The sequence below is a fragment of the Arthrobacter endolithicus genome (assembly GCF_026627425.1).
Lineage (GTDB): Bacteria > Actinomycetota > Actinomycetes > Actinomycetales > Micrococcaceae > Arthrobacter_M.
Map to the genome: position 1 here is coordinate 1 of NZ_JAPNLH010000032.1, position 24,169 is coordinate 24,169.

At 63.3% G+C, this 24,169-nt stretch carries 25 protein-coding genes and 1 rRNA gene; 18 read left to right on the forward strand and 8 right to left on the reverse strand.

Annotation, left to right across the window (positions count from 1 at the left end; genetic code table 11):
- The 14 genes from OS914_RS17270 to OS914_RS17335 form a co-directional block, all read left to right on the forward strand.
- Positions 1 to 565 (forward strand): HNH endonuclease (locus tag OS914_RS17270; protein ID WP_267547294.1); only part of this gene is annotated, 565 nt, incomplete at its 5' end.
- 47 nt (positions 566 to 612) lie between these two features.
- The gene (locus OS914_RS17275; RefSeq protein WP_267547317.1) at positions 613 to 975 is read left to right on the forward strand and encodes a DUF5997 family protein; all 363 of its coding nucleotides are present in this window, start codon (positions 613 to 615) and stop codon (positions 973 to 975) included.
- 170 nt (positions 976 to 1,145) lie between these two features.
- Positions 1,146 to 2,264 (forward strand): DUF475 domain-containing protein, encoded by a 1,119-nt coding sequence (locus tag OS914_RS17280; RefSeq protein WP_267547295.1) that lies wholly within the window; start codon positions 1,146 to 1,148, stop codon positions 2,262 to 2,264.
- Positions 2,265 to 2,280: 16 nt separating this feature from the next.
- Positions 2,281 to 2,871: a TerD family protein gene (locus OS914_RS17285; RefSeq protein WP_267547296.1), complete on the forward strand. Its 591-nt coding sequence runs from the start codon at positions 2,281 to 2,283 to the stop codon at positions 2,869 to 2,871.
- A 68-nt stretch (positions 2,872 to 2,939) separates the two neighbouring features.
- Complete coding sequence (locus tag OS914_RS17290; protein WP_267547297.1) at positions 2,940 to 3,521, forward strand: TerD family protein; 582 nt, start codon at positions 2,940 to 2,942, stop codon at positions 3,519 to 3,521.
- Positions 3,522 to 3,550: 29 nt separating this feature from the next.
- Positions 3,551 to 4,132 carry a TerD family protein gene (locus OS914_RS17295; protein ID WP_267547298.1) on the forward strand — a complete coding sequence of 194 codons (582 nt, stop codon included), beginning with the start codon at positions 3,551 to 3,553 and terminating at the stop codon, positions 4,130 to 4,132.
- 111 nt (positions 4,133 to 4,243) lie between these two features.
- On the forward strand, positions 4,244 to 5,425 hold the full coding sequence (locus tag OS914_RS17300) for a toxic anion resistance protein (RefSeq protein WP_267547299.1): 1,182 nt from the start codon (positions 4,244 to 4,246) through the stop codon (positions 5,423 to 5,425).
- A gap of 35 nt (positions 5,426 to 5,460) precedes the next feature.
- On the forward strand, positions 5,461 to 5,973 hold the full coding sequence (locus OS914_RS17305) for a hypothetical protein (protein WP_267547300.1): 513 nt from the start codon (positions 5,461 to 5,463) through the stop codon (positions 5,971 to 5,973).
- Positions 5,973 to 6,524: a TerD family protein gene (locus tag OS914_RS17310; RefSeq protein ID WP_267547301.1), complete on the forward strand. Its 552-nt coding sequence runs from the start codon at positions 5,973 to 5,975 to the stop codon at positions 6,522 to 6,524. The genes OS914_RS17305 and OS914_RS17310 overlap by 1 nt, the downstream gene beginning before the upstream one ends.
- Positions 6,525 to 6,527: 3 nt before the next feature.
- Positions 6,528 to 7,331 carry a hypothetical protein gene (locus OS914_RS17315; RefSeq protein WP_267547302.1) on the forward strand — a complete coding sequence of 268 codons (804 nt, stop codon included), beginning with the start codon at positions 6,528 to 6,530 and terminating at the stop codon, positions 7,329 to 7,331.
- 6 nt (positions 7,332 to 7,337) lie between these two features.
- Positions 7,338 to 8,618, forward strand: a complete 1,281-nt coding sequence (locus tag OS914_RS17320) for an HpcH/HpaI aldolase/citrate lyase family protein (RefSeq protein WP_267547303.1) — start codon at positions 7,338 to 7,340, stop codon at positions 8,616 to 8,618.
- Positions 8,619 to 8,641: 23 nt separating this feature from the next.
- Positions 8,642 to 10,180 carry a phosphoribosyltransferase domain-containing protein gene (locus OS914_RS17325; protein ID WP_267547304.1) on the forward strand — a complete coding sequence of 513 codons (1,539 nt, stop codon included), beginning with the start codon at positions 8,642 to 8,644 and terminating at the stop codon, positions 10,178 to 10,180.
- Entirely contained in the window at positions 10,164 to 11,366 is a 1,203-nt protein-coding gene (locus OS914_RS17330; RefSeq protein ID WP_267547305.1) for a cysteine protease StiP family protein, read from the forward strand. The genes OS914_RS17325 and OS914_RS17330 overlap by 17 nt, the downstream gene beginning before the upstream one ends.
- The gene (locus OS914_RS17335) at positions 11,363 to 12,319 is read left to right on the forward strand and encodes an HAD family hydrolase (protein WP_267547306.1); all 957 of its coding nucleotides are present in this window, start codon (positions 11,363 to 11,365) and stop codon (positions 12,317 to 12,319) included. The genes OS914_RS17330 and OS914_RS17335 overlap by 4 nt, the downstream gene beginning before the upstream one ends.
- Here OS914_RS17335 and OS914_RS17340 read toward each other — a convergent pair.
- Complete coding sequence (locus tag OS914_RS17340) at positions 12,267 to 13,832, reverse strand: APC family permease (protein WP_267547307.1); 1,566 nt, start codon at positions 13,830 to 13,832, stop codon at positions 12,267 to 12,269. The two genes, OS914_RS17335 and OS914_RS17340, sit on opposite strands and share 53 nt — an antisense overlap.
- Positions 13,829 to 15,337, reverse strand: a complete 1,509-nt coding sequence (locus OS914_RS17345) for a flavin monoamine oxidase family protein (protein WP_267547308.1) — start codon at positions 15,335 to 15,337, stop codon at positions 13,829 to 13,831. The genes OS914_RS17340 and OS914_RS17345 overlap by 4 nt, the downstream gene beginning before the upstream one ends.
- 137 nt (positions 15,338 to 15,474) lie before the next feature.
- On the opposite strand from OS914_RS17345, the gene OS914_RS17350 reads away from it, so the two are divergent.
- Positions 15,475 to 16,188, forward strand: coding sequence for a TetR/AcrR family transcriptional regulator (locus OS914_RS17350; RefSeq protein WP_267547309.1), 714 nt, complete (start codon positions 15,475 to 15,477; stop codon positions 16,186 to 16,188).
- A 64-nt stretch (positions 16,189 to 16,252) separates the two neighbouring features.
- On the forward strand, positions 16,253 to 16,663 hold the full coding sequence (locus tag OS914_RS17355) for a hypothetical protein (protein WP_267547310.1): 411 nt from the start codon (positions 16,253 to 16,255) through the stop codon (positions 16,661 to 16,663).
- A 58-nt stretch (positions 16,664 to 16,721) separates the two neighbouring features.
- Here the strand turns inward: OS914_RS17355 and OS914_RS17360 are convergent, their stop codons facing one another.
- Positions 16,722 to 17,228 carry a mycothiol transferase gene (locus OS914_RS17360; RefSeq protein WP_267547311.1) on the reverse strand — a complete coding sequence of 169 codons (507 nt, stop codon included), beginning with the start codon at positions 17,226 to 17,228 and terminating at the stop codon, positions 16,722 to 16,724.
- Positions 17,229 to 17,281: 53 nt separating this feature from the next.
- Between OS914_RS17360 and OS914_RS17365 the strand changes: the two genes are divergently transcribed.
- Positions 17,282 to 18,916, forward strand: a complete 1,635-nt coding sequence (locus OS914_RS17365; protein ID WP_267547312.1) for a stealth family protein — start codon at positions 17,282 to 17,284, stop codon at positions 18,914 to 18,916.
- A 49-nt stretch (positions 18,917 to 18,965) separates the two neighbouring features.
- On the opposite strand, the gene OS914_RS17370 is transcribed toward OS914_RS17365, so the two are convergent.
- From OS914_RS17370 to OS914_RS17380, 3 genes are all read right to left on the reverse strand, one after another.
- Positions 18,966 to 19,910: a phosphodiesterase gene (locus tag OS914_RS17370; protein ID WP_267547313.1), complete on the reverse strand. Its 945-nt coding sequence runs from the start codon at positions 19,908 to 19,910 to the stop codon at positions 18,966 to 18,968.
- 200 nt (positions 19,911 to 20,110) lie between these two features.
- Complete coding sequence (gene fdhA / locus OS914_RS17375; protein ID WP_267547314.1) at positions 20,111 to 21,328, reverse strand: formaldehyde dehydrogenase, glutathione-independent; 1,218 nt, start codon at positions 21,326 to 21,328, stop codon at positions 20,111 to 20,113.
- 81 nt (positions 21,329 to 21,409) lie between these two features.
- Positions 21,410 to 22,975: a Na+/H+ antiporter gene (locus OS914_RS17380; RefSeq protein WP_267547318.1), complete on the reverse strand. Its 1,566-nt coding sequence runs from the start codon at positions 22,973 to 22,975 to the stop codon at positions 21,410 to 21,412.
- A 158-nt stretch (positions 22,976 to 23,133) separates the two neighbouring features.
- Between OS914_RS17380 and OS914_RS17385 the strand changes: the two genes are divergently transcribed.
- A complete protein-coding gene (locus OS914_RS17385; protein ID WP_267547315.1) occupies positions 23,134 to 23,343 on the forward strand; it encodes a hypervirulence associated TUDOR domain-containing protein in 210 nt (69 codons plus the stop codon).
- A gap of 212 nt (positions 23,344 to 23,555) precedes the next feature.
- On the opposite strand, the gene OS914_RS17390 is transcribed toward OS914_RS17385, so the two are convergent.
- The gene (locus OS914_RS17390; protein ID WP_267547316.1) at positions 23,556 to 23,918 is read right to left on the reverse strand and encodes a TraR/DksA family transcriptional regulator; all 363 of its coding nucleotides are present in this window, start codon (positions 23,916 to 23,918) and stop codon (positions 23,556 to 23,558) included.
- A gap of 142 nt (positions 23,919 to 24,060) precedes the next feature.
- Positions 24,061 to 24,169 (reverse strand): 5S ribosomal RNA (rrf, locus tag OS914_RS17395); the annotation flags it as partial.

Genomic DNA, 24,169 nt, shown 5'->3' on the forward strand with positions numbered 1-24,169 from the left:
GGCCCACTGGGCCAGAAACCTCCTCCAACACGGACAAAACAGGACCACCGACACAATTGCTGCGGCACCGGCGGACCCGGCATTCCGGGTCTGGATCCGCCGCCTCTACACCGCCCCCGGCACCGGGAACCTCGTCGCCATGGACTCCAAAAAACGGCTCTTCCCACCCGGGCTACGCAGATTCATCATCACCCGAGACCAAACCTGCCGGACCCCCTGGTGCGACGCCCCGATCCGGCACATCGACCACATCATCCCCCACCGAACCAACAAAAACCACCACCCCGACAAAAACCACGGCCCCGACGGCGGACAGACCAGCGAACCCAACGGCCAAGGCCTCTGCGAACGCTGCAACTACCGCAAAGAAACCCCCGGCTGGGCCTCCACACCACCACCCCGAACCCCACCCGGAAACCCGCCCGGTTCCGCACCTGGAACAAGCCCGGCAACCGGAACACCGCCACGACACACCGTCGTGACCACCACACCCCTGGGTTTCACCTACACCTCCACAGCACCCGCACTCCCCGGCACCGTCTGGGTAGGGGTCGACCGACGGTGATTGCACCGTACTGTTAACGCATGAGTTCTGAACCTTCCGCACAGTCCATGAAGCCTGAAACGGCTGCCAAGAAACTGGGTATTTACCTGCCCGCAGCGCCCGCGGAGTTCCGGGACAACGCCGTCTCGCGCTCGGACTTCAAGGCGCTGCAGGAAAACCCCCCGGTCTGGCTGGAGGAATTGCGCCGCACAGGGCCGCATCCCAGGCCCGTCGTCGCCCAAAAGCTGAACATTTCCATTGCCGGGCTCAATCGCTCTGAAATCACCGAACCGCTCACCTCGGCGGAAATTTCCGACCTTCTCCAGGCTCCGCCAAAGTGGCTGATCACCGAACGAACCGTGCACGCCAAGGCCCGGGCGGAAGCCAAGCTGGCCAAGGAGCGCCAGGCCAAGCGCCGCCCGAAGAGCTGACCGCCCGAATTCCGCCAGCGGAATAACTGCGCCCCGGACAGCACATGCGGCCTCCGGCATTGCTAGTGTTGTAGGTGGATTCTGGGGGGATTTCAACCCTAGGACAGTAGCAACCCCAGCTGCCCGGCACGCTGGAACAGACTCAGTCTTCTAAGGAGCTCAGACAAAGCGTGTTCGTCAAGACATTCGGCTGGTCCATGGTGATCACGGTAGCAGCGCTGATCCTTGCCTTCATTTACGGCGGACCCAGCGCGGTGATTTTGTGTGCAATCCTCGGCGTGTTGGAAATCAGTCTCAGCTTCGACAATGCGGTGGTCAATGCCCGCATCCTCGAAAAGATGAATGCCTTCTGGCAGAAAATCTTCCTCACGGTGGGAATCCTGATCGCGGTGCTGGGCATGCGCATTCTCTTCCCGCTGCTGATCGTCGGGGTCACGGCGAAACTTAACCCGATCCAAGCGGTCGATCTGGCGCTGCAGAAGGGCGACATCCATACACCCGGAACATACGCCTATCTGCTCCATGATGCACACCCGCAGATCGCTGCCTTCGGTGGCATTTTCCTGCTGATGCTCTTCCTTGATTTCATGTTTGAGGATCGCGACATCCGCTGGCTGACGTTCCTGGAAAAGCCGCTGGCCTGGATCGGCAAGCTCAACGGTGCCTCCCTCGTCGTCGGGCTCGTTGGTCTCGTCATTGCCGCCCAGTTTGCCGGCGACAAGCAGGGCCAGGTGCTGGTTTCAGGCATCCTCGGCATGGTTACTTACTTCCTGGTCACCGGTCTCGGCGCACTTTTTGAAGTCGACGACGACGAGGACGGCGAGGTCGAGCCCGAGGAAGTCGCCGCAAAGGCGGAGAAGATTTCGCACCCCAAGGGCGGCGTCGGGAAGGCAGTCGGCAGGGCAGCGTTCCTGCTTTTCCTTTACCTCGAAGTCATTGATGCTTCATTCTCCTTCGACGGCGTCATCGGAGCCTTCGCCATCACCTCGGATCCGATCATTATCGCTCTGGGCCTTGGCCTGATCGGCGCCATCTTCGTCCGCTCGCTGACCGTCTACCTGGTCCGGCAGGGCACACTGGATGAATTTGTCTACCTCGACCATGGCGCCCACTGGGCCATTGGTGCCCTCTCCGTGATCCTGCTGATTACGATCGGCACGCAGATCAACGAAGTCATCACGGGCCTGATCGGCGTTGTCTTTATCCTTGCCGCGTTCCTGTCATCCATTCGGCGGAACAAGCGGCTGTCCGGCATGGAAGATTTGAAAGAAGTTCACGTAAGTAACTGATTAGGAGATGTGAATCATGGGTTTGAGCTTGCAGAAGGGTCAGACGCTGTCGCTGACCAAGAACGACGGCGGCGCGCTGACTCGAGTGCGGATGGGACTGGGCTGGGACTCGGCGGCTCCGGTGAAGCGAGGGATTTTCGGCCGGGCCAAGACCACGGAAATCGATCTCGACGCCTCCGCGATCTTCTATGATGCCGCCGGCAAGCCACTGGACGTTGTCTGGTTCAACCAGCTGGTCAGCAAGGATGGCTCTGCCAGGCACACGGGCGACAATCTCACCGGCGCCGGTGAGGGAGACGACGAGACCATATTGGTGGACCTCGCCGCCGTTGCCCCTGCGGTGGCGCAGATCGTTTTCGTGATCAGCAGCTACAGCCAGCAGACCTTTGATCAGGTGGAAAATGCATTCTGCCGCCTGGTCGATGACTCCTCCGCCGGATCTCCCGAGGTGGCCCGCTATCAGCTGACCGATTCCGGGACCCATACGGCGATGATCATGGCCAAGGTTTCCCGAGAGGGCACCGGCTGGCAGTTCAAGGCCGTTGGCGAGCGAGCCCAGGGCCGCACCGTCCAGGATCTGGTAGCACCCGCGGCACGTTATCTCTAACTAAAACGTTTGTGCTTCACCAGCAGGTTTTTTTACATTAACGACAGGATGAGGACGGGACTTTTGACATGGCAGGTCTGACACTTTCCAAGGGCAGTAATCTTTCGCTGACAAAGGCCGATCCTGGACTCAAGCGGGCCATGGTCGGTTTGGGCTGGGATCCCCGCACCACAGCCGGCGAAGCGTTCGATCTGGACGCCTCGGCGCTGCTGATCGGCTCCAATGGCAAGGTGCGCTCACAGGATGACTTCATCTTCTACAACCAGCTGCAGGCCAAAGACGGCTCGGTGGTCCATCAGGGAGATAACCGCACCGGCGAGGGCGAGGGCGATGACGAACAGATTCTGATCGACCTGAGCCTGCTGGCTGCGGATATTGAACGGGTTGTCATCGTGGTCTCCATTGACGAGGCCGAGTCCCGACGACAGAACTTCGGGCAGGTGCGGGACGCGTTCTGCCGGGTGGTAAATCAGGATTCGGATCAGGAGATCGTCCGCTATGACCTCAGCGAAGATGCTGCAGCAGAGACTTCAATGATCTTTGCCGAGATCTACCGCAATGAGGCCGAATGGAAGTTCCGTGCCGTTGGCCAAGGCTATGCCACCGGGCTTCGCGGCATCGCCACCGACTTCGGCATCACACTGGACTAAATTAACACCCAACTAGCAGGAGGAACCCGATGGCTGGATTGACGCTTGAAAAAGGCAACAATCTCTCCCTGACCAAGTCCGATCCAGGCCTGGCCCAGGCGGTGGTTGGCCTGGGCTGGGACCCGCGCACCACCAGCGGCGAAGCCTTTGACCTGGATGCCTCCGCGCTCCTGGTAGCTGCCAATGGGAAGGTGCGGTCCTCGGACGACTTCATTTTCTACAACCAGCCGCAGGCCAAGGACGGCTCCGTCATCCACAAGGGTGATAACCGTTCCGGTGAAGGCGCCGGCGACGACGAACAGATCGCCATCGATCTGACGCGGGTTGCGCCCGATGTCGAGCGCGTGGTGATCGTCGTATCGATCGATAAGGCAGAGGAACGCCGGCAGAACTTCGGGCAGGTCCGCAGCGCGTACTGCCGCGTCGTAAATGCCGTGACCGAGTTGGAAATCGTCCGCTTCGATCTGAGCGAGGACGCCGCTCCAGAGACCTCCATGGTCTTTGCCGAGATTTACCGCAACGGCTCCGACTGGAAGTTTAAGGCAGTCGGGCAGGGCTACGCAACGGGCCTTGCCGGAATTGCCAACGACTTTGGCGTCGTTCTGGGCTAGATTTTCCCTAACCCCATGCTGTCAACAGGCGGGGCTGTCCACTGCCGGTAGGGCAGAGTATGGCCCCGCCGCTACCAGAAGAACAGGCTGGCCCCACATATGACTTCCCCCTTGACTCCCCCAGACACCGCCGATACGGCGCTGGTCTTGCGTGCGCCGGACGCGCCGGCCATTGTTGAGCCCAACGACGCCCCGGGTATGGTTCCGGTTCCGCAGGAACGCCAGCTTGAAATCCACCGGCAGGCCAAGGAGTTTGTTTCCGAGCTCGCCGGAATGGACCCCCGCAGCCCCGATTTCACCACGAAGGTGGAGGGCATCTCTAAGATCGCGGGGTCGGAGATGACGCAGTCCAGCGGATATTCCACCCGTATGCTTGAGCGCTCCTCCACCTCAGTTGCCGGGGCCAAGCGCAGCGGCAACAACGCGCAGGCAGCGGTTGCCGGCACCTTGGGCGAGCTGCGCTCCACCGTGGAGGACCTGACCCCGAACCAGGCAGACCTGGGCGTGGGGCGGAAAATCCTCGGCTTCATCCCCGGCGGAAACAAAATGGCCAAGTACTTCCAGAAGTACGAATCAGCCCAGACCCAGCTGGACCACATCATCAAGGCCCTGATGGCCGGCCAGGATGAGCTGCTCAAGGACAACGCGGCCCTGGCGGGAGAAAAGGTGCAGCTGTGGGAAACCATGCAGTCGCTGAGTGAATACGCCGTGTTTGCCAAGGCACTCGACGCCGCCTGCGTGGAAAAGATCGATGCCACCCGCGCAAAGGGACAGATCGAGGAAGCTCAGAAACTCGAAGGTGACGTGCTCTTCCCGATCCGGCAGCGCCATCAGGACATCCTGACGCAGCTCGCCGTGTCCGTGCAGGGCTATCTGGCGATGGACCTGATCCGTAAGAACAACCTGGAACTCATCAAGGGCGTGGACCGCGCCCGTACGACGACGATTGCGGCGCTGCGCACGGCCGTGATCGTCGCACAGGCCCTGGCCAACCAGAAGATGGTGCTGGACCAGATCGACGCGATCAACACCACCACCAACAACATGATCCTCAAGACCAGCGAGATGCTCAAGGATCAGACGGTCCGGATCCACGAGCAGGCCGCCAGCTCAGGGGTCAGTGTGGAGACGCTGCAAAAGGCCTTCGACAACGTCTTCGCCACCATGGACGCAATCGATACCTTCCGGGCCACCGCGGCCAAAAACATGGAAGGGACGGTATCGGCGCTGGAGAGCGGTCTCGAGAAGGCGAAACCGTATCTGGAACGCTCACAGCAAAGCCAGAGAGGCTAGAGCCGGCGGATGAGTGGACAACAGGCGGTGGAGCGGTGATTGGGAAATTCGTAGGATCTCTGTTCAAGAACCCACCCGCGGCGGCGGGAGTGATTCCGCAGAACCAGCAGAGCGAGACGGAGGCTGACGACGCCCGCACGGCGCGCTCGCTGGATCAGTTGCGCACCGATATCCGCCGTGCCGGCGCCGTCCTGCCGCCGTTGCTCTCCTCCCAACTGCGCCAGATCGAGGACCTGTTGCGCGTCGTGACGGCCACCATTGCCGCCCAAAATGCCTCCACTGAGCAGCGCGTACTGCTGGCGGCGATGATCAGCGACTATGTTCCCACCCCGCTGCGCGCCTATCTGGCCATGACGGCTGCCGAACGCGCGGAGGATTCGCGGGCCACCGGGCTCTTCATAGAACAGCTGACCACCCTGGAGGCCACTGTCCAGGACCTGCTGAACCAGATCCGGACTGGAGCCATCGCGGAGCTCTCCACCCATGGCCGTTTTCTGGCCGACAAGTTCGCGGCCCCGGACAGCCAGCTGCGATTGGACGGTCAGTAGTGGCAAGCCTGGTCCCAGGCGCCAACGCGGCGCTCACCGCCGAGAACAGCGGCCTGACCAAGGTTCTCGTCGCGCTCGGCTGGGACGCTATCCCCAGCAGAGGACCTGCTGCCGAACTGGTTCCGATGGCCGTTATGTGCACTGCGGACGGCACCGCGGTGTCCGGGGACCATCTGGTCTTTTTCAATCAGCTCGTCAGTGCAGACGGATCGGTCACCTTTGCAGGAAACGCCGATCAGGAACAGATCGACGTCGACCTGGCGCAGGTGCCTGCGGCGGTCGCCAAGATCGCGTTCATTGTCTATGTGGATCCCGAGGTCCGTGGCCCTGGCACATTTTCCGCAGTCCGCTCCGCCTACATCCGGGTCGCTACCGCCGGGAACCGCGAGCTGGTCCGCTTTGACGTCCCGCTCAGCAGCGACGAAAATATCACAGCAATGATGTTCGGCGAGCTGTACCGGCACCGCGACGACTGGAAGTTCCGCGCGTTGGGCCAGGGCTATACCACCGGGCTGGCGGGCGTGGCCAAGGACTTCAGGGTGGATGTCTAGCCAATGCCAGGGAAATTTTCACCCCTCCGGACGGACATTGGATATCTTCGTCGCAGGCTTAAACCCACCGACATAAACGCCGTGCACCCGGCAGCTGTCCCAGCTCAGGCCCCCCGCGCGGCCGGTCTTAGCCTTCGCCGACCGACGGCTGCCCCAGCGCAACAAGCGGCTCCCGTCGCGTCCCGGCCACCAGCTTCGGTCGCGTCCCTGCTACCTGCCGCCGTCGGCTCCGATGTAGCGGCGCCCATCCGCCGTCGGCCTGCCTCCGTCACTTCAGGTCTCTTCAGCGCGCCCGGGATCCGTGACGTCATGGAAATTGGCCTCACCGTCCCCATGCTGCGGCTCAATGCCCGGCAGTCCGGGATCGGCACGCTGATCGTCACCGGTACCACGGCCATCGCCTGGGAGTCAGCCGGCCATGCCACGGGGGGCTTTATCACCGGAGCCCTGACCCGGGACGGGAACTTTGCCGGCACGCCCGTCGGCACCGCCGGCAACCGCCCGCTGGCAGGTTACCTCGAGGGGGAAGCACTGGTGCCCCTGCGGCACCTGCGGGAACTGCGCCGGGCCCTTTTCATCGGCCGCGGCCCCGAGCCGTTGGGGATGCAGATTTTCGACGGCGCTGCCGCGACGCTTCCACCCCCGAATGGCAACACCCTGTTCATCCTCGCGTTGCTTCGGGTGGATAACCTGATCGAGCTGCGTGCCGAACCGCTCCCTGCGGGGATGACCGACCAAGATATCTGGGCGGAATTCGGCTTCAGCATGACCCGCAAAGTCACCGTCCAAGGGAACCGGGGCCGATAGCCGCCTATGCGTCACTTTGACTTCCTCACGGAGCAGCAGACCTCCCGGCTCTTCCATGCCAGCCCGCAGGCGCTGACCCTTGAGTCCGATCCCGAACTCCTGGCCGTGGCCTTGGGTGCCACGCTGTACTCGCCCGCGGACAGGCCGCAACTTGCCGCAGATATCATCAAACAGTCCGCCCGCGGCTGCCTGAGCATGGTGCTGTGCCTGGAGGATTCCATCGCGGACAGCGCAGTGGAAGCGGCCGAGGACAACGTTGTGCGTACGCTGCAGCTGCTGGCCCAGGAAGCCGACGGTCCCCGGGCGGACGGCAGCGCCGCCCCGTCCCGCAGCACCACGTTCCGCGCTGCAGACAGCGGCCTGATGCTTTTTATCCGCGTCCGCACGCCCGAACAGATGGTCCGCCTGGCCCAACGCTGCGGCGCGTCCTTGGATCTTCTCACCGGGTTTGTCATTCCGAAATTTGAGAATGAGACGGGCCGCGCCCAGCTGTTCCTGGATGCCCTGCAGACCGTTCAGGCCATCCACGCGGCGGTTCAGCCGGATGCCTCAGGCATGACCCAGGAGCAAGCCCAACACCAATCCCACGGTAGCCGCCGTTTGCGGATCATGCCGATCCTGGAATCGCCCATCATGATTCACCGCGAGACTCGATCTGCCTCGTTGGCGAATATTCGCGCCGTCCTTCAGGCGCACCGGCAGGACATCCTGGCGGTCCGGATCGGCGCGACGGACATGTCCAGCACCTTCGGCCTGCGCAGGTCCCGCGACCTGACGATTTACGACGTCAAGGTAGTGGCCTCGGTGATCGGCGATATTGTCAACATCCTGGGCCGCAGTGAGGATGGCTTTGTTATCTCCGGCCCGGTCTGGGAACACTATGCCAATACGGAACGGCTGCTCCGGCCGCTGCTGCGGGCCACTCCGTTCGCCGACTCCGACGATGTCGCGCTGCGGCAGCGGATCCTGCTGGCCAACCTGGACGGACTGATGCGCGAGATCTCGTTGGATCATGCCAACGGTCTGCTGGGGAAAACGGTGATCCACCCCAGCCACGTTCCCTTGGTGCATGCACTCTCCGTGATCAGCCATGAGGAGTTCCTGGACGCGGGGGAGATCGCAGGTAACAGTGGCGGCGGTGCAGCAGCCTCGCCGTACGGCAACAAGATGAATGAGATGAAGCCGCACCAGGGGTGGGCACGGCAGACCCTGCTCCGCGCAGCGGCCTTCGGCGTCGCCGCCCCGGACGTCACCTTTGTCGACTTCCTGGAAGCGGGGATGAATTGACGCGTCTCTGGACAGGCGATTGCGTGCAGCACGAGCTTGGCGTCCGGATTGAGTCCGCCGGTGAAAGCCTGATGGATGTGAAGGATCTGGTGGGGCTTGCCCTGCGCCGGAATCCGAAGCGTGCCCATCTGCTGGTCTCCCGGGTGCTGGCCAAGCATGTGCCCACCGTTCCTTCCCTGGCCATCGCGGCCGGCATGCTGCTCGGGGCGATGGTGGCGGAGCGGCTCGCGGGTCTGCCGGAGCAAGGACCGGCACTCCAACGTGCTGCGCGGGCAATGACGGCGTTACTGCGGTCAGATTCGCTGGCAAAGCCGGCGCTGTTGGAACTCCGGGAAGCCCTCACGGCGCTGGCGACGAGCCGTCCGGACGTGGTCACGATTGGTTACGCCGAGACGGCGACGGGACTGGGCCGGCTGGTCGCGGGGTGCATCGGTTCCTACTACATTCATTCCACCCGGCACCTGGCCGCCGGATCCCGATCCGTTGCAGCCTTCGATGAAAGCCATTCGCACGCTAGCTCGCACCGGCTGCTGCCCACCGATGACCAGTGGCTGCGCTCTGGCGGCACTGTCGTCCTGGTCGACGACGAGCTCAGCACGGGATCGACGATCATCAACACCATCCGAGAACTGCACAGGCTTATGCCCCAAAAGGAATATATTGTCGCGGCGCTGGTGGATCTGCGCACAGACCGGGACCGCGAGCGCTTTGACGAACTGTCCGCCATGCTCGGCGCGACGATTCGGGTGGCCGCATTGAGCGGCGGGCGGATCAGCCTGAGTGCGGACATCCTGCTCCGCTCCCAGGAATTCATCGCCGCCCTGCCGGCCCCAGTGGCCGCAATGACAGCCGATCAGGACACGGCTGCACGCCCAGGCTCAGTCACGTTCGTAGACATCGGCACAAACGAAATTGATCCCATCCGCAGCGACAGGTTCGGCAATCACCGGCCAGACGCGGCCGGCAGCCCCACCGCGGCCGTGGCGGCGATTGCGGCGCGTATCCGTGCCGAACTTGCACAGCGTGCCGAACTTGCACAGGGCGTCGACATTGCGCAGCGGGACGGCATTGCGCAGCGGGACCACCCAGGGAAGATCGCCCGGACGCGAACCGCCGCGCCCAAGGACCATCAGACGTGGCGGCCGGAGGGGACTCTGGTCCTGGGCACCGAGGAGTTCATTTCGCTGCCCCTCGCGGTGGCCGACGCGCTTGACGAGCACTTCCCGGTGAAGTTTTCCACCACCACCCGCTCCCCGATCGTGGCACTGGACCGGCCGGACTACGCCATCGCCAGCTCCGTCGGCTTCAGCAGCCATGATCTGACCGACGACGGCCCCGGCCCCCGGTTTGCCTACAACCTGTCCCGGGATGGACACCGCTTCGGTAGCATCATCCTGATGCCCGAGCCTGGGACCGATCCTGGTGTGCTTTCCGGAACCGGGAGCATCACCGAGGCGCTAAGCGCTCTTTGCCGTGACGTCGTCGTCGTACTCCTTCCTGCAGCATCCCCCGCCACCGCGGCCAGCAATTTCAGACAAGGACCCCATGCCCCGGACAACTGATCCGACCGGCCAGCAGCAACTGCCCGTCCCGCTCTCCGGACCGGACTTTGGCTCTTACCCGGCCGGGGACGTCCACTGGCTGCTGACGGACCTCGGTGATGCCAAACTGGAGGCTCCAACCGGCGAACGGGAGCAGGCCATCCAGAGCGGGGCGGCCAATTATGCCGAATCTTTGCCGGTTGAATACACCCCGAGCACCGAATATCAGCAACTCTACCGCGACGCCCTGCAGCGCTCTGGCCGGCGGATCGCGGAGGCAGTGGGCACGGTGACGGATCTGCTGCTGACCGCCCGAGAACAGCAGGCGGTCCTGGTGTCGCTGGCCCGCGCCGGTACACCGGTAGGAATTCTGATGCGGCGCTGGGCCCGGGAAATCCGCGGCATCGACGTGCCGCATTACACAATGAGCATCGTACGCGGCGTGGGCGCGGACGAAAACGCCCTGCGCTACCTGGCCGCGCACTACGACCCGGCCCGGATTATCTTCGTGGATGGCTGGACCGGAAAGGGCGCGATTACCCGCGAGCTCTCCACCGCGCTCCAGCGCTTTGAGCAGACGGACGGCGTCACCTTCAAGGATGATCTGGCCGTGCTGGCGGACCCTGGACACTGCGTCGGCCTGTACGGCACACGCGAGGACTATCTCATTCCCTCGGCCTGCCTGAATTCAACCGTCTCCGGCCTCGTCTCCCGCACGGTGTTCAACCGCCGGCTGATCGGACCGGGAGATTTCCATGGCGCAAAGTTCTACACTGGCCTGCGCGACAGCGACGTCTCCGGGCAGTTCCTGGACACCGTGTGCGGCCACTTCGGCGACGTCCTGGCCGCCGTGAACCGTGGTAGGAAGCTCGCCGCCGCCCAAGCAGCGCCCGAACGCGCGCCCAGCTGGGCCGGATGGAAAGCCGTCGAGAGCATCAGCCGGGACTACGGCATCCATAACGTCAACCTGGTGAAGCCGGGTGTCGGCGAGACCACGCGCGTGCTGCTGCGCCGGGTGCCGTGGAAAATACTGATCCGCCCCGAGGCCAGAGCCGAGGTGGCCCACGTGCTGCTGCTGGCCGAGCAGCGCGGCGTGCCGGTAGTGGAAGTCCCGGACCTTGCCTACAGCTGTGTGGGTCTGATCCACCCGCTATTCACGAAGGGCGCCACCGGTGCTGACGGCCGCGCAGTTACGGCCACGCCGTGACCGGCGGTCCCGTGGCCGGCCACCTCGTGACCGGCGGCCACCTCCCGGCGCTCCTGGCCTGCGACCTTGACCGCACGCTGATCTACTCAGCCAAGGCCTTTTGGCTGGACGTGCCGGACGAGCAGGCCCCGCCGATCGTCGTCGTCGAGCTGTACCAGGGCGTCCCAATCTCCTTCATGACCCGCACCGCCGAAACGGTGCTGCTGCAGCTCAAAGCGGCGGCGACAGTGGTGCCGGTGACCACACGGACCATTGCCCAGTACCGGCGTGTCCAGTTGCCCGGGCCGGAGCCGGAGTATGCCGTGACCAGCAACGGCGGCGTTTTGCTTCACCACGGCGAACCGGATGCGCACTGGCACGCGTCGATCGCCCGCCGCACCGCTGCCGATTGTGCGCCTCTGCAGACGGTTCAGGCCCTGCTGGCCGATCCCGCGTTTTCCCCTTGGATCCTCAAACTCCGCCAGGCCGAGGACTTGTTCATCTACGCAATTGTTGACCGCGAGGCCCTGCCGGAGGACTTCGTCGCCGGGCTGGAACAGCAGTGCCTGGCGCTGGGCTGGACGGTGTCACAGCAGGGCCGCAAGCTCTACTGTGTGCCGCAGCCGGTGACCAAGAGCAGCGCCGTGGCGGAGGTGCAGCGGCGCACCGGCGCCGGCACCGTGATTGCCGCGGGCGACTCCCTGCTGGACCGGCAGATGCTGGCGGAGGCCAACATCGCTTTCCGGCCCGCCCACGGCGAGCTGGACGACGGCGGCTACCGAAGTGCCAACCTCACCGTTACCGATGCCCGGGGCATTATGGCCGGCGAGGAGCTGCTGCTGCGGATGGGCCGGCTGGTCGAGCGGATCCAGCAGGGCCCGCAGGAGGACCCCAGGCGTCACGCCACCGGATTCTTCCCCACTATACGTCCGGGTCAAACACCTGGCTGGACTTCTCCAGCACCTGTCCCTTGAAAAATGCCGGCTGCACCTTGTACATGATGAACATCAGGACCACCCCCAGCAGCAACACGCCCATTCCGAGGATGAAAACCAGCCCCAACCCGCCCACATTGGACCCGGAGCCATAGGCCGGATCCATCGAGTCATAGGCCGTCTTGACGAACATGACCAGCAGGATCACACCGCCCGCCAGCGGTGCCAGGAACTTGAACAGGAACGCCCTGATGCCGCGGAAAGCCTCGGCGCGGAAGTACCAGACGCAGGCGAGCGCGGTGATCCCGTAGTAAAAGCAAATCATCATGCCCAGCGCCGTGATCGTGTCCCAGAGCGCATTCTCCGACACGGTCCGCGTGATGACGTAAAACGCGGCTGCGGCCACCGCAGAGGCAATCGTGGCGTAGCTCGGTGACTTGTGCGCCGGGCTGATCCGGCCGAACTTCTTCGGCAGCGCCCGGTAGTGCCCCATCGACAGCAGCGTCCGGGCTGGGGAGACGAAGGTGGACTGCAGCGACGCAGCTGAACTGCTCAGGATGGCCAGCGACATCAGGATGGCAAATGGACCCATGACCGGTCCTGCCAGTACGGCAAAGATGCTGGCCTGGTTGTCCGGGTTTCCGGCACCGAGGCCGGTGTCTCCCACACCCGCAAAGGCCAGGGTGGCAAGCGCGACAATCATGTAGATGACCACGATCACCACCACCGTCACGGTAGCGGCCCGTCCTGGCGTCTTTTCCGGGTTTTTGGTCTCTTCATTCATCGTAAGGGTGACGTCCCAGCCCCAATAGATGAAAATGGACAGCGAAACTCCCGCCGCGAAGGCAGTAAATGAGCCGACGGCGAAGGGATTGAACCAGTCGGGCGTGATGGCCGTGGCATCGAAGGCTGTGCCGTTGGCCACATGGCTGAACGCTGCGACGGCGAACCAGCCCAGCACCAGCAGCTGAAAGGCTACCAGGACGTACTGGAACGTCTTAGTGGTCTCCATACCGCGGTAGGAAATCCAGCACGCGAGCGCGATGAACACCAAGGTGGTGGCAATATTCAGCGGAAGGTTGGCCGAGAGGTCGGCGAGGCCGGGGATTCCGGTGAGCTGGGCGAGCATCAGGTAGAAAAAATCGACGGCGACGGCGGCAAGATTGGAGAGCACAATGATGGTGGCGGAGATCAGGCCCCAGCCGCCCATCCAGCCGATCCAGGGACCGAAGGCCCTGCTGGCCCAAGTGAAGGACGTGCCGGCATCCGGCATCGCGTTGTTGAGCTCGCGGTACCCCAGCGCCACCAGGAGCATGGGGATGAACCCGACCAGGAAGATCGCAGGCAAATGCACGCCAACCTCCGCAACGGTGGGTCCCAGCGCAGCAGTGAGGGTATAGGCGGGTGCGATGCAGGAAACACCAATGACGACGGCGCCGATCAACCCGACGGAACCGGCCTTCAATCCCTTTTCGCTCAGGCCCTTGCCGCCGGGCCGTTTTTCGCCGGGCCCTTTTTCACTGGATTTACTTCGAAGTGCTTCGGCGCTCATTGGTTCACCTCTTCTGACAAAATTGATCCGTGGCGTTGCGCCACCGATTTGTAGCTGCGCGGGCCCACGATCATGGGCACCGGAAGACTTCGCAGGATCCGGGCGGCGGTGTGCTGGCCCATCCGTACTGCTCCGTCCACATGCTGGTAGCCCTCCGCCGCGAGGTCGGAGGATGACCAGTAGATCGGACCGACAGGCTTGAGCTGATCCGCACCGTAGCGGTGCAGGCCGCCGAGGTCATAGCTGGTGGCATAGGCGCCGCGGGTCCATTCCTCCGAGCCCCAGTCGGATTCGTAGTAGACCACCGGGTCCAGCGCCTTATTCCCGAGGAATCCGGCCAAGGATTCAGTGATCTTCCTTTTGCGCTCGTCGGCATCAAGGCTGAAGGCGTAGTCCGCCTTTTCATCCGAGATGAAGCCGACAAGTGTGCCGCGCGGGTCCTGGTGGTTGGTGTTGTCGTAGACCTCCTGGACCAGCGACGAGGCGCTGAAGCCGGTGCCGGAAAGTCCGTCTTCGCGCCAAAACGGGGTTTTGTACACCGCGTGCACCTTAATGACGAGCCCGAGCGACTGGTGCTGGTGCATCTGGTGCTGACGGCGTGGGAGGGGAGGTTCGAAGGAGACCCGGGAGTACAGGTTCGGCGGAACGGCCATGATGGCGTAACGGGCGGTGACTGTGGCCGCGTCCGAAAAGGCTGTGACCGTGTATCCGCCGGTACCGGGAGTACCGCCAGCTCCCGCGCCCAGCGTACCCGTGGCGCCGTCGTCGGCTAGCCAGCGCAGCGTCCGGACCGGCGAGTTAAGCACGACGTCGGCACCCGGGTCCGCAGCGAGCTCCGTGGCGATCCGTTCGCTCACCTGCTGCATGCCGCCGATCACCCGCTTGTCCAGAATGTAGTCCTCATCAACCAGGTTGCTGAACGAGCCGGCCGAAGCGGCCATCAGGACGGCCTGCAGCGCCGAGAAGGAGTGCGCCGGTTTTGTCAGCATCCCGCCGGCGATGAACAGACCGATGTTGTTGCAGGCTTCCTCATCGTCGGATTGCCCGCGAAGCCAGTGGTGGAAGGAAATGATATCTAGTTCCCGGGACTTCGCGTGCGCCCACGGCTCCTCCGCACCGATTTCCTCTGCAAGGGAATCCAAAAGGGCGATCAGCTTGTTCATTTCACCCGCGGTGTGCCCGCTGACCGGAAACATCTCACCGGCGTAGCGCGTGCGGGTGCCGTCCGGAGCGATATAGACCGATTCGCCGTCGCGGTAGCGGTCAAACGTGTCCAGCTTCAGCTCCTTCAGCAGCGCTGTCAGCGCAGTCTGATCCGGAGACACCCATTGGCCGCCGATCTCCAGTGTGGCGCCGTCGATGTCGTTGGTCCAGGTGCGGCCGCCCACCCGGTCCCGCGCCTCCAAGACGGCCACACTCACACCTGCCTTCCGCAATTCCCGGGCGGCGGTCAGGCCCGAGGGCCCCGCCCCGATGATGACGACGTCCCGCTTCAGATTCTGCACGGTGCTCCACTCCGGCCCGCGTGACGGGCCCCACTATATGAATGCCATTCATTTTAGTTAGACTCTAATGGATGCGCGTCCATAAGGGAAGAGCAGCCGTGGAAACGAAGCAGTGCTAAAAACAGGATGAGGCAACCATGGAGAACGTCGCACCGGCGGTTCAGGGACGGCGGCGGGCGGGGCGGCCTCCGCAGCCGGTATTGGGCTCAAGCCGGATCACCAAGGCTGCCCTGCGGCTCATTGCCAGAGACGGCTACAAGGGCCTGACCATGTCCGCCCTGGCCCGGCTGCTCAACGTGGCCCCGTCAGCGCTGTACAACCATGTCTCCTCAAAACAGGACGTGCTCCTGCTGGTGGAAGACCATCTGATGGCTGGTGTGGACATTTCCGGCTTCGCAGCGGGCACCTGGCAGCAGGGGGTGCGGTGCTGGGCCTGGTCGTACCGTAATGTCTTCGCCCGGCACACGCCGCTGATTCCGGTGATCGCGGTACTCCCGGTAACCAACGCGCCGCAGACGGTGAAAATGTACGAGGCGGTGACGGCTGGATTCCAAGCCGCCGGGTGGGCTCCCGAACGCATCATCGACGCAATTGTGGCCCTGGAATCCTTCATTTTCGGGTCGGCGTTCGACGTCAACGCCCCCGCGGAGATTTTCGACGCCGGTGAGCTGGCCGCGGATGCACCGCTGTTCACCCAGGCGGTGGCACGCCGGGGCGCCGGCACCGGCGCCGCAGCGGGCGCCGCAGCGGGCGCCGCAGAACGCCCGGTCAGCTCCAGCGACGCCGCCTTCGGGCTGGGCCTGGAAGCCCTGATCGATGGTCTGTGGGCGCATCGGACTATGGCGCGGTAAGTCCGCCGTCCATAGGCTGGAGGTGGCCGCGCCAACATCGGCCAACGCAAAAAGGAGATCACCCATGGGAATTAACCTCAGCCATGCCGCCCTTCGCCTGGTAACCGGCGCCTTCATCCTCAATTCGGGCATCGGCAAGATGCACTTGGATGAGGAACACGCCGCAGGCCTGCAGTCCATGGCGGGCAATGCCATCCCTGCTGTAAAACAGCTCGACGCGGGGACGTTCGGCAAATTGCTCTGTGCCGGCGAGATCACCGTTGGCTCGGCCCTGCTGGCCCCGTTCATCCCCAGCCGGCTCGCCGGTCTCATGCTGGCAACTTTCTCCGGCTCATTGGTGACCATGTACCTGCGGACGCCGGGAATGACGGAGTCCGACGGCGTCCGGCCCACCGCCAACGGCGTACCCCTTGCCAAGGACTTCTGGATGCTCGGGATTGCAACGGCACTGATCCTGGACCGCCGCAAGCGGTAACTGTCTTAGCTCGAGGCTGCTGGGCCAGAACTACCGGGGCGGTACCGCCACCTTGGGCTTACTTCCCCGGCAGGCCCCGGACATACGCCGCCTGGCCCACATGCATCAGGCAATCCTGCAGCACGCTGACCAGTCGTGCCCCCAAGCTCACGGGCGGGTCCCATGACTCGTCGATGATTTTATCCAACGCCGCCCCGTCGAGCTCCTGGAGGTACTCCATCGTGCGGCGCTGCACGCTCTGGTAGTACTCGCTCAGCATCTCCGCGGAGTCCACCCGGACCACGTCAACCTGCTCGTGGCTATGGCCGTAACCGGTATCCTCCGGCTGCAGCACAAAACCAAATCTGTCCCTAAATCCAGCCACCGCCCACTGCTGTTCCCGACCCGCCGCGTCCGCGATGTGATCGTCCTGGACCCGCGTCAGGTGCCACACCAGCCAGGCAATCGAGTTCCCCTGCCCACCGGGACGCCGATTAAGATCAGCCGCGTCCAAACCTTTGAGCACACCGTTGACCGCACTGCCGATCCGGCCAAAAGCATCGGTCAAAACTTCAATAGGTTCCATACCGCCATGGTTCCACGGCGGGCCAGCGTCCGCCATAGCCGGCACGCGATATCATGCAAGGGAGCAAATACCACCAGTTAGGGAGAAAAGCCATCACCGACGTGTCCGAACAGCATGATGTCTACATTGGCAGCCCCGCGCCCGACGACGAACGCGACCTTGTCGAGGAAACCTCGCCGGCCGCCGTCGTCCGTCTTACCAACCGGCCCGACGTCATCCAGTACCAGGGACGATACGCCCTGCTGAACGTGGACCGAACGCCCTACCAGGCGATGGTCGAGGACCTGCTGTTCATCCGGGCAGCGTTGGAGGACGCCGGGCTGAAGTACTTGCTGGTGCGCGGCAATAATGAGCGGCCGGTCATTTCCATCGATTGGAAGGACCGCAAAAAGCTCCGCAAGGCACTGGCCAAGGCGTGCGTGAATGAACCGTTCTATGCCATCACCGTGGACGCGAAGAAGAAGTCGTCGCTGCTCGTCGCGGACGGCGAGTTGGCCCGAAACCGCAAGGCGCGCATCCTGCGGCTGTACCGTCCGCGGGTGGAGCCCGACGGCGGTTTGGCGTACGGGCCGTCATTGGGCGTGCAGATCGAGCTGTGGAGTTTCGAGGCGGAGACCGTGGTGCTGCCGATGGAAAACTCGCTCACCAGGCGCATCCTGCCCACCGCCGAAGTGGTCCGGGGGACGGTGGAGCGCTATGGGCATAGCTGGCCGACCATCGAGAACATGTTCGCCGATCATGCCACGGACATCCGCTTCGAGATCGACATGGTCTTTTCCTGGGTGGACGGAAGTTCGCCCGAGTACCAGGCGGCCCGCCGCGCCCGGCAGACCGGCGTCGTACTGGGCGAAGGGGACGACCACGAGGCCCGGTACCGTCAGATCGACGAACTTAAGTACGCGCTGCGCTCCATCTATATGTATGCGCCGTGGGTGCGGCGGATCTTTATTGCCACGGATTCCCCCGCCCCGGCCTGGCTGGCGGAGCACCCCACAGTGACCATCGTGCGCAGCGAGGAATTCTTTGCGGACCCGTCGGTGCTGCCGACGCACAATTCACAGGCCGTGGAATGCCAGCTGCACCACATTGACGGCCTGGCCGAGCACTTCCTCTATTCCAATGACGACATGTTTTTCGGCCGTCCGGTAAGTCCGGATATGTTTTTCACCCCCGGGGGCATCACCCGCTTCATTCAGGCGGACACCAGGATTGGACTGGGCGAGAACGCGGCCGAGCGCAGCGGGTTCGAGAACGCGGCCAGGGTGAACCGCAAACTGCTGTGGAACCGCTTCGGCAGGATCACCACCCGCCATTTGGAGCACGCAGCAGCCCCGCTTCGCCGCAGCGTCATGGCGGAAATGGAACGCGAATTCCCGGCGGAATTTGCCGCCACCGCAGCGAGCACCTTCCGTGCCGCGGACAACATTTCCGTAACCAACTCGCTGTACCACTACTACGCCCTGCTCAACGGCCAGGCCGTGACCCAGCCCGAGGCCAGAGTCCGCTACATTGACACCACCATGCGCTCGGGATTGACCTACCTGCCCAGGCTGCTGGCCAAACGCAACGCCGACTTCTTCTGCCTCAACGACGGCAGCTTTCCGGAGGTCGCGGCCCAGGAACGGGCCGAACTGGTGACGGACTTCCTGGAACGGTATTACCCGCTCCGTGCGCCCTGGGAACAATAGGACGGCCGGCTGGGGACAATAGGGGCGCCGGATTTTGCTGTGCGGCCGCTCAGGTGTGGGCCAGCGCAGCCCGCTGAGCCTCGATCCTGGTCCCCGCCCCGGGTAGGGGCTCATGCTCGGGGATGCGGATTCCCGCAGCGGTCAGCCGGCGATGCGTCTCCTCGGCGCTGACATACTCTCCCACCGTCAATCCGTCGCCCAGCGGGACCACGGAATGGACCACGGTGTGTTCATACACGTGGACGAGGTTGTAGGCCTGAGCCGCGTCGCGGCCGCGGCTCGCCCCGGTAGTCACGGCCAGATCCTGGGTGTAGCAGGTGGCCGATGCCACCGAGACAGGAATCCCGGCAAACATGGCCATTGAGGAATAGTGCAGGTGTCCGGCCAGAATGGTCCGCACGTCGGAGCCCCAGAGCACACTGGCCAGCTCGGGCTGGCGCCGCAGTTCCACCAGCACGGATAGATCCTGCACGCATGGGATGGGCGGATGGTGCAAAGCAAGAATTGTCCCGTCCGGCGCGGGCTCGGACAGCTCGGCCGCCAGCCATTCCAGCTGCGCATCGCTGATCTGCCCATGGTGGAAGCCCGGGAACGTCGAATCCAACGTGATGATGCGCAAACCGTTGATGTCGTAGCTATGGTCAACGGGCGCCGTCCCCGGCGCCTGATCGAGCAGCCCTGCACGGAACTGCGCCCTATCATCATGATTGCCCATGGCCCAGATAACCTGTGCGCCCATTGCCGCCGCGGCCGGTTCAACGATGGCCCGCAATTTGGCATAGGCCGCGGGCTCGCCTTTGTCCGCAAGATCTCCGGTGAAGACCACCGCCTCCGGCCGGACGCCGGAAGCATGGACTTCGGCAAGAAGCTGACGCAGCCGGGCCTCGCTGTCCACCGCCCCATACAGCGGACCGGGGCCACCGAGTAAATGGGTATCACTGAGATGAAGTATGAAATGACTCGGCCTGGAGTGCTCGGCCTGGATGAGTTCCATCACTACCTTTGTGGGTCGGGTGGAGGATGTTCCTCCAGTTTCCCTCTCACTTAACATCAAATCAGACCCGGGCATACTTTGGGTAAACATCTGTGCGGGTGTCGTTAAAATCACATTGCCACGACGGGCGGCGGCCGCGGCAGTAAAAGACCAGCGCACCCGCTGTAACAGGTGCGCTGGTCTTTTACTGCTGCTACTGCTTATGCCGCGTCCAAATATCCGTTCGGGTTCAGTACGTACTTCGTAGCCGCGCCCGCGTCGAACTCCGCGTACCCCCGCACTGCGTCATCGAGCCCGATCGCCTTCGCGTTGACGTTGTTGGCGATATGCACCTTGTCATGGAGAATCGCCATCATCAGCCCACGGTTGTATTTCATGACCGGGCACTGGCCGGTGACGAACGAGAGTGACTTCGCCCAACCGGTTCCAAGGCTCAGTGAGAGAGAGCCCTTTTGCGCGGCCTTATCTTCGGCTCCCGGGTCCCCAGTGACATAGAGCCCCGGAATGCCCAATGCGCCACCTGCGGTTGTGATCTCCATCAACGAGTTAAGGACCGTAGCCGGCGCCTCATGAGCGTCCTTACCGTGCCCCTTGGCTTCAAAGCCGACGGCGTCCACGCCGCAGTCCACCTCCGGCACACCCAGAATCTGCTCGATTTGATCCTTCGGATCTCCCTTGGTCAGATCAACAGTTTCACAGCCGAAGCTGCGCGCCTGGGCGAGCCTGCCCTCGTTCATGTCACCGACAATGACGGCGGCAGCCCCCAGCAGGAGGGCACTCGTTGCCGCAGCCAGTCCGACAGGGCCGGCACCGGCAATGTACACGGTGGATCCGGCTCCAACACCGGCCGAAATGGCTCCGTGATAGCCGGTGGGGAAGATGTCCGAGAGCATCGTCAGGTCCATCATCTTTTCCAAGGCCTGGTCCCGGTCCGGAAACTTCAGCAGATTCCAGTCAGCGTAGGGTACGAGCACGTACTCCGCCTGGCCGCCGACCCAGCCCCCCATATCCACATAGCCGTAGGCACCTCCGGGCTGCACCGGATTGACGTTCAGGCAGATACCCGTTTTGCGCTCCTTGCAGTTGCGGCAGCGTCCACAGGAAATATTGAACGGGACGGAACAAATATCGCCCACCTTGATGAACTCCACCCCGGGCCCCACTTCCACCACCTCGCCGGTGATTTCGTGTCCGAGGACCAAATTCGTCGGCGCCGTGGTGCGCCCTCGCACCATGTGCTGGTCAGAGCCGCAGATGTTGGTCGCTACCGTCTTCAAAATCGCGCCGTGTGGAACTTTACGGCCCACATTGCGTGGATCCACGCCGGGCCCGTCTTTAAGTTCGAAGGTGGGATAGTCGGTGTCGATGACCTCCACCTTTCCGGTCCCCTTGTAGGCAACTGCTCTGTTTCCTGACATGGTTTCTCCCTAATGCGTCGATACGGGTGTCCGGCCAGTCTAGGGGGGAAGGTGAATTAAAGTAAGGGGTACTCGGAGGCGTCAGTCGGGAACCAACATGGTGCGTAAATCCAACCGGTGCAGCACCCGGTCCGCAGCGAGCGGATCCGATCCCGGTTCACTTCGTGCCGTCACCATTTCCTGCCGGGCCGCGTCCAAGGCCAAGGACTGAACGGTGATGGCCCAGCCCCGGAATTCGGAGCGTTCCTCCTTGACCGCGTCAGTGGGAGCGCCCGCCAGCTCGGTATGCAGCTGCATCAGCCGTTTCCTGACCCACTCGATTCTCGCCTCATCCACGCCGTCGAGCAGGTCGGAGGACTGGACGGCCGCCATTGCCGCCTCCTCCGCGCGCGATGCCAGATCCTGCTCAACCTGTTTTTCTGTTTCGATTGATTCGGACATGCCGAGCCGTTTCATCAACCATGGCAGGGTCAGCCCGGGTACAACAAGGGTGCTCAACAGCACCGCCACGGCCAATAGGACTATCTGCCCGCGGCCGGGGAACGGCGAACCGTCCGGTAAGGCCGTCGGTAAGGCCAGCGCGAGCGCCAACGTCGCCAGACCGCGCATCCCGCACCAGCCCAGTAGCACCACTTCCTTAGCGTTCGACGGCGGCACATCGGCACCGCGGCGACGGCTCGGCAGCACCAGCAACGCCAGCCAGGCGCCGCGGACGGCGAAACAGAGCAGGCAGATAAGTACGGCCGGCCAGAGGAGGGCCGCAATATTCATTTTTTCACCCTCGAAAACCTGACGCACCTCCAGGCCCACCAGGCCAAAAGCGATGCCGGTTACCATCAGCTCCACCACATCCCAGAAGGCATTAGCTGTGACCCTTTCCTGTGCAGCATCCGCGCGACTGCCACGCCTGATCTCCAGTGCCGTAATCACCACGGCAACTACACCGGAGGCGTGTACGGAATCCGCGGCGATATACACCGCGAACGGGACCACCAGTGTCACCGCGCTGTGCCCTACCGGATTTGTGATGAAGACCGTGAGCTTTTTGGTGACCCAGCCGGCGGCCAACCCGATGGCTGCAGCACCAGCCGCACCGAACAGGAAAGACACGATGATGCCCGGTCCCACCTCCTCACCGGCCATGGCCGCGGCGACGGCGGTCTGGAAGATCACAATAGCGGTGGCGTCGTTGAAGAGACCCTCGCTTTGCAGCACCCCAACCAGCCGCCGGGGCATCCGCACCTTCCCCGCAACGGACTCCACAGCTACAGGGTCAGGGGGCGCCACCATGGCTCCAAGTGCGATAGCGGCCGGAATTCCGATTCCAGGCACCAGCAACCACGCAGCTCCTGCAACTGTCGCCGTCGTCACGACGACCAGGGCGACCGCCAGCAGCACGATGCTTCGCCAACGGACGCGAAACACGGACCACGACGACTTCAGTGCAGTGGCAAACAACAGGGGCGGCAGAAAGAGCGGCAGAATCAGCTCGGGTTCAATTTTGACCTGTGGGAACCCCGGGATAAATGCCGCACCTGCGGACAGAATAATCATCAGTACCGGGTACGGCAGCCGGATTCGGTCGCCCAAGCCCACCGTCAGGACAGTCGCCAGCATCAATCCCACAACCACTGCCAGGATTTCCATCGCCAAGACCACCGCTTTCGATTCAATAGAGCCCAAAAACAGCGTAGTCGGTTCCACCGACGCCGTCCCCCGTCTGCAGCCACGGCGCTAGCAGGATGTTAATATGCGGGTAGTTTGGTAGGAGGGCACCACCACACGGACACTGAAGGAGGAATCCCATGGCGACGAAGTTTTCCGTCGGCGATCACGTCAGTTGGAATTCGGAGGCCGGCGAGGTCCGCGGCAGGATCGTCAAGGTCCACCGGAAAGACCGTATGTTCCACGGCCAGACCCGCCATTGCACGCCCGAAGATCCACAATATGAGATCAAAAGCGACAGCACGGATCATGTAGCCCTACACAAAGGCTCTGCGCTCACCAAAATCTGACGCCGTCCGCGCCTAGCCGGGGTCTCAGCAGCCGGCGCTGTCCTCGACGCAGCCCGACAGGGGTTCGTCCGCACGCCCGGATGGCTGGCGAACGCGGGACGGGATTGCTCGACGCCGGCCGACGGAAGCTGGATCCAGCCGATGCCCGCCAGAGTATCCCGCCGCACCAGGAATCTCCGCACAGCGACCGGGATTTGCCTGCGACGTGGTTATCAGCGCTCACGCGCACGAATCCCAGCACAGGCGACGCAATACCTAGCCTCGGGCCGGACCTCAAGACGTTCCGGCGGAATCCGTTGCCCGCAGCGTTCGCAGATACCGTAGATGCCGCGGGCGAGGCGCTCCTGTGCGTCCTGCAACTCGGTCAGCTGCGATTCAACGCTCGCCAACAGCGCCACGTCCCGCTCGCGCTCCAAGGTGACGGTAGAACCTTCGGGGTCATGTTCATCGTCGGCCGGCGTATCGCGGTGGGCTAGGGTAACCTCACGGATCTCATCGCTCAACCTGGCTATTTGTCCGCGTGCATGATCGGCGCGCACTTCCAATAACTCATGGAACAGCTCGTCATTAGGCATCCTTTAGGATACTCCCACGGTGGCCGTTGCCGCGCTGGGGCCGGTGCTGGGTCTGGGGGTGTGGGGTGGGTTGTGGTGTTGGGGGTGTTAAAGGGGTCAGGCCCCGCACGGTGTGCGGGGCCTGGTCCTTTTTTTAATGGTTGTCCGGCGGTGTCCTACTCTCCCACACCCTCACGAGTGCAGTACCATCGGCGCTGTGGGTCTTAGCTTCCGGGTTCGGAATGGGACCGGGCGTTTCCCCCACGCTATGA

Coding starts and splice junctions, on each gene's coding strand:
- OS914_RS17275 (WP_267547317.1), top strand. CDS start 613: ATGAAGCCTGAAACGGCTGCCAAGAAACTGGGTATTTACCTGCCCGCA.
- OS914_RS17285 (WP_267547296.1), top strand. CDS start 2,281: ATGGGTTTGAGCTTGCAGAAGGGTCAGACGCTGTCGCTGACCAAGAAC.
- OS914_RS17290 (WP_267547297.1), top strand. CDS start 2,940: ATGGCAGGTCTGACACTTTCCAAGGGCAGTAATCTTTCGCTGACAAAG.
- OS914_RS17295 (WP_267547298.1), top strand. CDS start 3,551: ATGGCTGGATTGACGCTTGAAAAAGGCAACAATCTCTCCCTGACCAAG.
- OS914_RS17315 (WP_267547302.1), top strand. CDS start 6,528: ATGCCAGGGAAATTTTCACCCCTCCGGACGGACATTGGATATCTTCGT.
- OS914_RS17320 (WP_267547303.1), top strand. CDS start 7,338: ATGCGTCACTTTGACTTCCTCACGGAGCAGCAGACCTCCCGGCTCTTC.
- OS914_RS17330 (WP_267547305.1), top strand. CDS start 10,164: ATGCCCCGGACAACTGATCCGACCGGCCAGCAGCAACTGCCCGTCCCG.
- OS914_RS17340 (WP_267547307.1), bottom strand. CDS start 13,832: ATGAGCGCCGAAGCACTTCGAAGTAAATCCAGTGAAAAAGGGCCCGGC.
- OS914_RS17350 (WP_267547309.1), top strand. CDS start 15,475: ATGGAGAACGTCGCACCGGCGGTTCAGGGACGGCGGCGGGCGGGGCGG.
- OS914_RS17355 (WP_267547310.1), top strand. CDS start 16,253: ATGGGAATTAACCTCAGCCATGCCGCCCTTCGCCTGGTAACCGGCGCC.
- OS914_RS17360 (WP_267547311.1), bottom strand. CDS start 17,228: ATGGAACCTATTGAAGTTTTGACCGATGCTTTTGGCCGGATCGGCAGT.
- OS914_RS17365 (WP_267547312.1), top strand. CDS start 17,282: ATGCAAGGGAGCAAATACCACCAGTTAGGGAGAAAAGCCATCACCGAC.
- OS914_RS17370 (WP_267547313.1), bottom strand. CDS start 19,910: ATGGAACTCATCCAGGCCGAGCACTCCAGGCCGAGTCATTTCATACTT.
- fdhA (WP_267547314.1), bottom strand. CDS start 21,328: ATGTCAGGAAACAGAGCAGTTGCCTACAAGGGGACCGGAAAGGTGGAG.
- OS914_RS17380 (WP_267547318.1), bottom strand. CDS start 22,975: ATGGAAATCCTGGCAGTGGTTGTGGGATTGATGCTGGCGACTGTCCTG.
- OS914_RS17385 (WP_267547315.1), top strand. CDS start 23,134: ATGGCGACGAAGTTTTCCGTCGGCGATCACGTCAGTTGGAATTCGGAG.
- OS914_RS17390 (WP_267547316.1), bottom strand. CDS start 23,918: ATGCCTAATGACGAGCTGTTCCATGAGTTATTGGAAGTGCGCGCCGAT.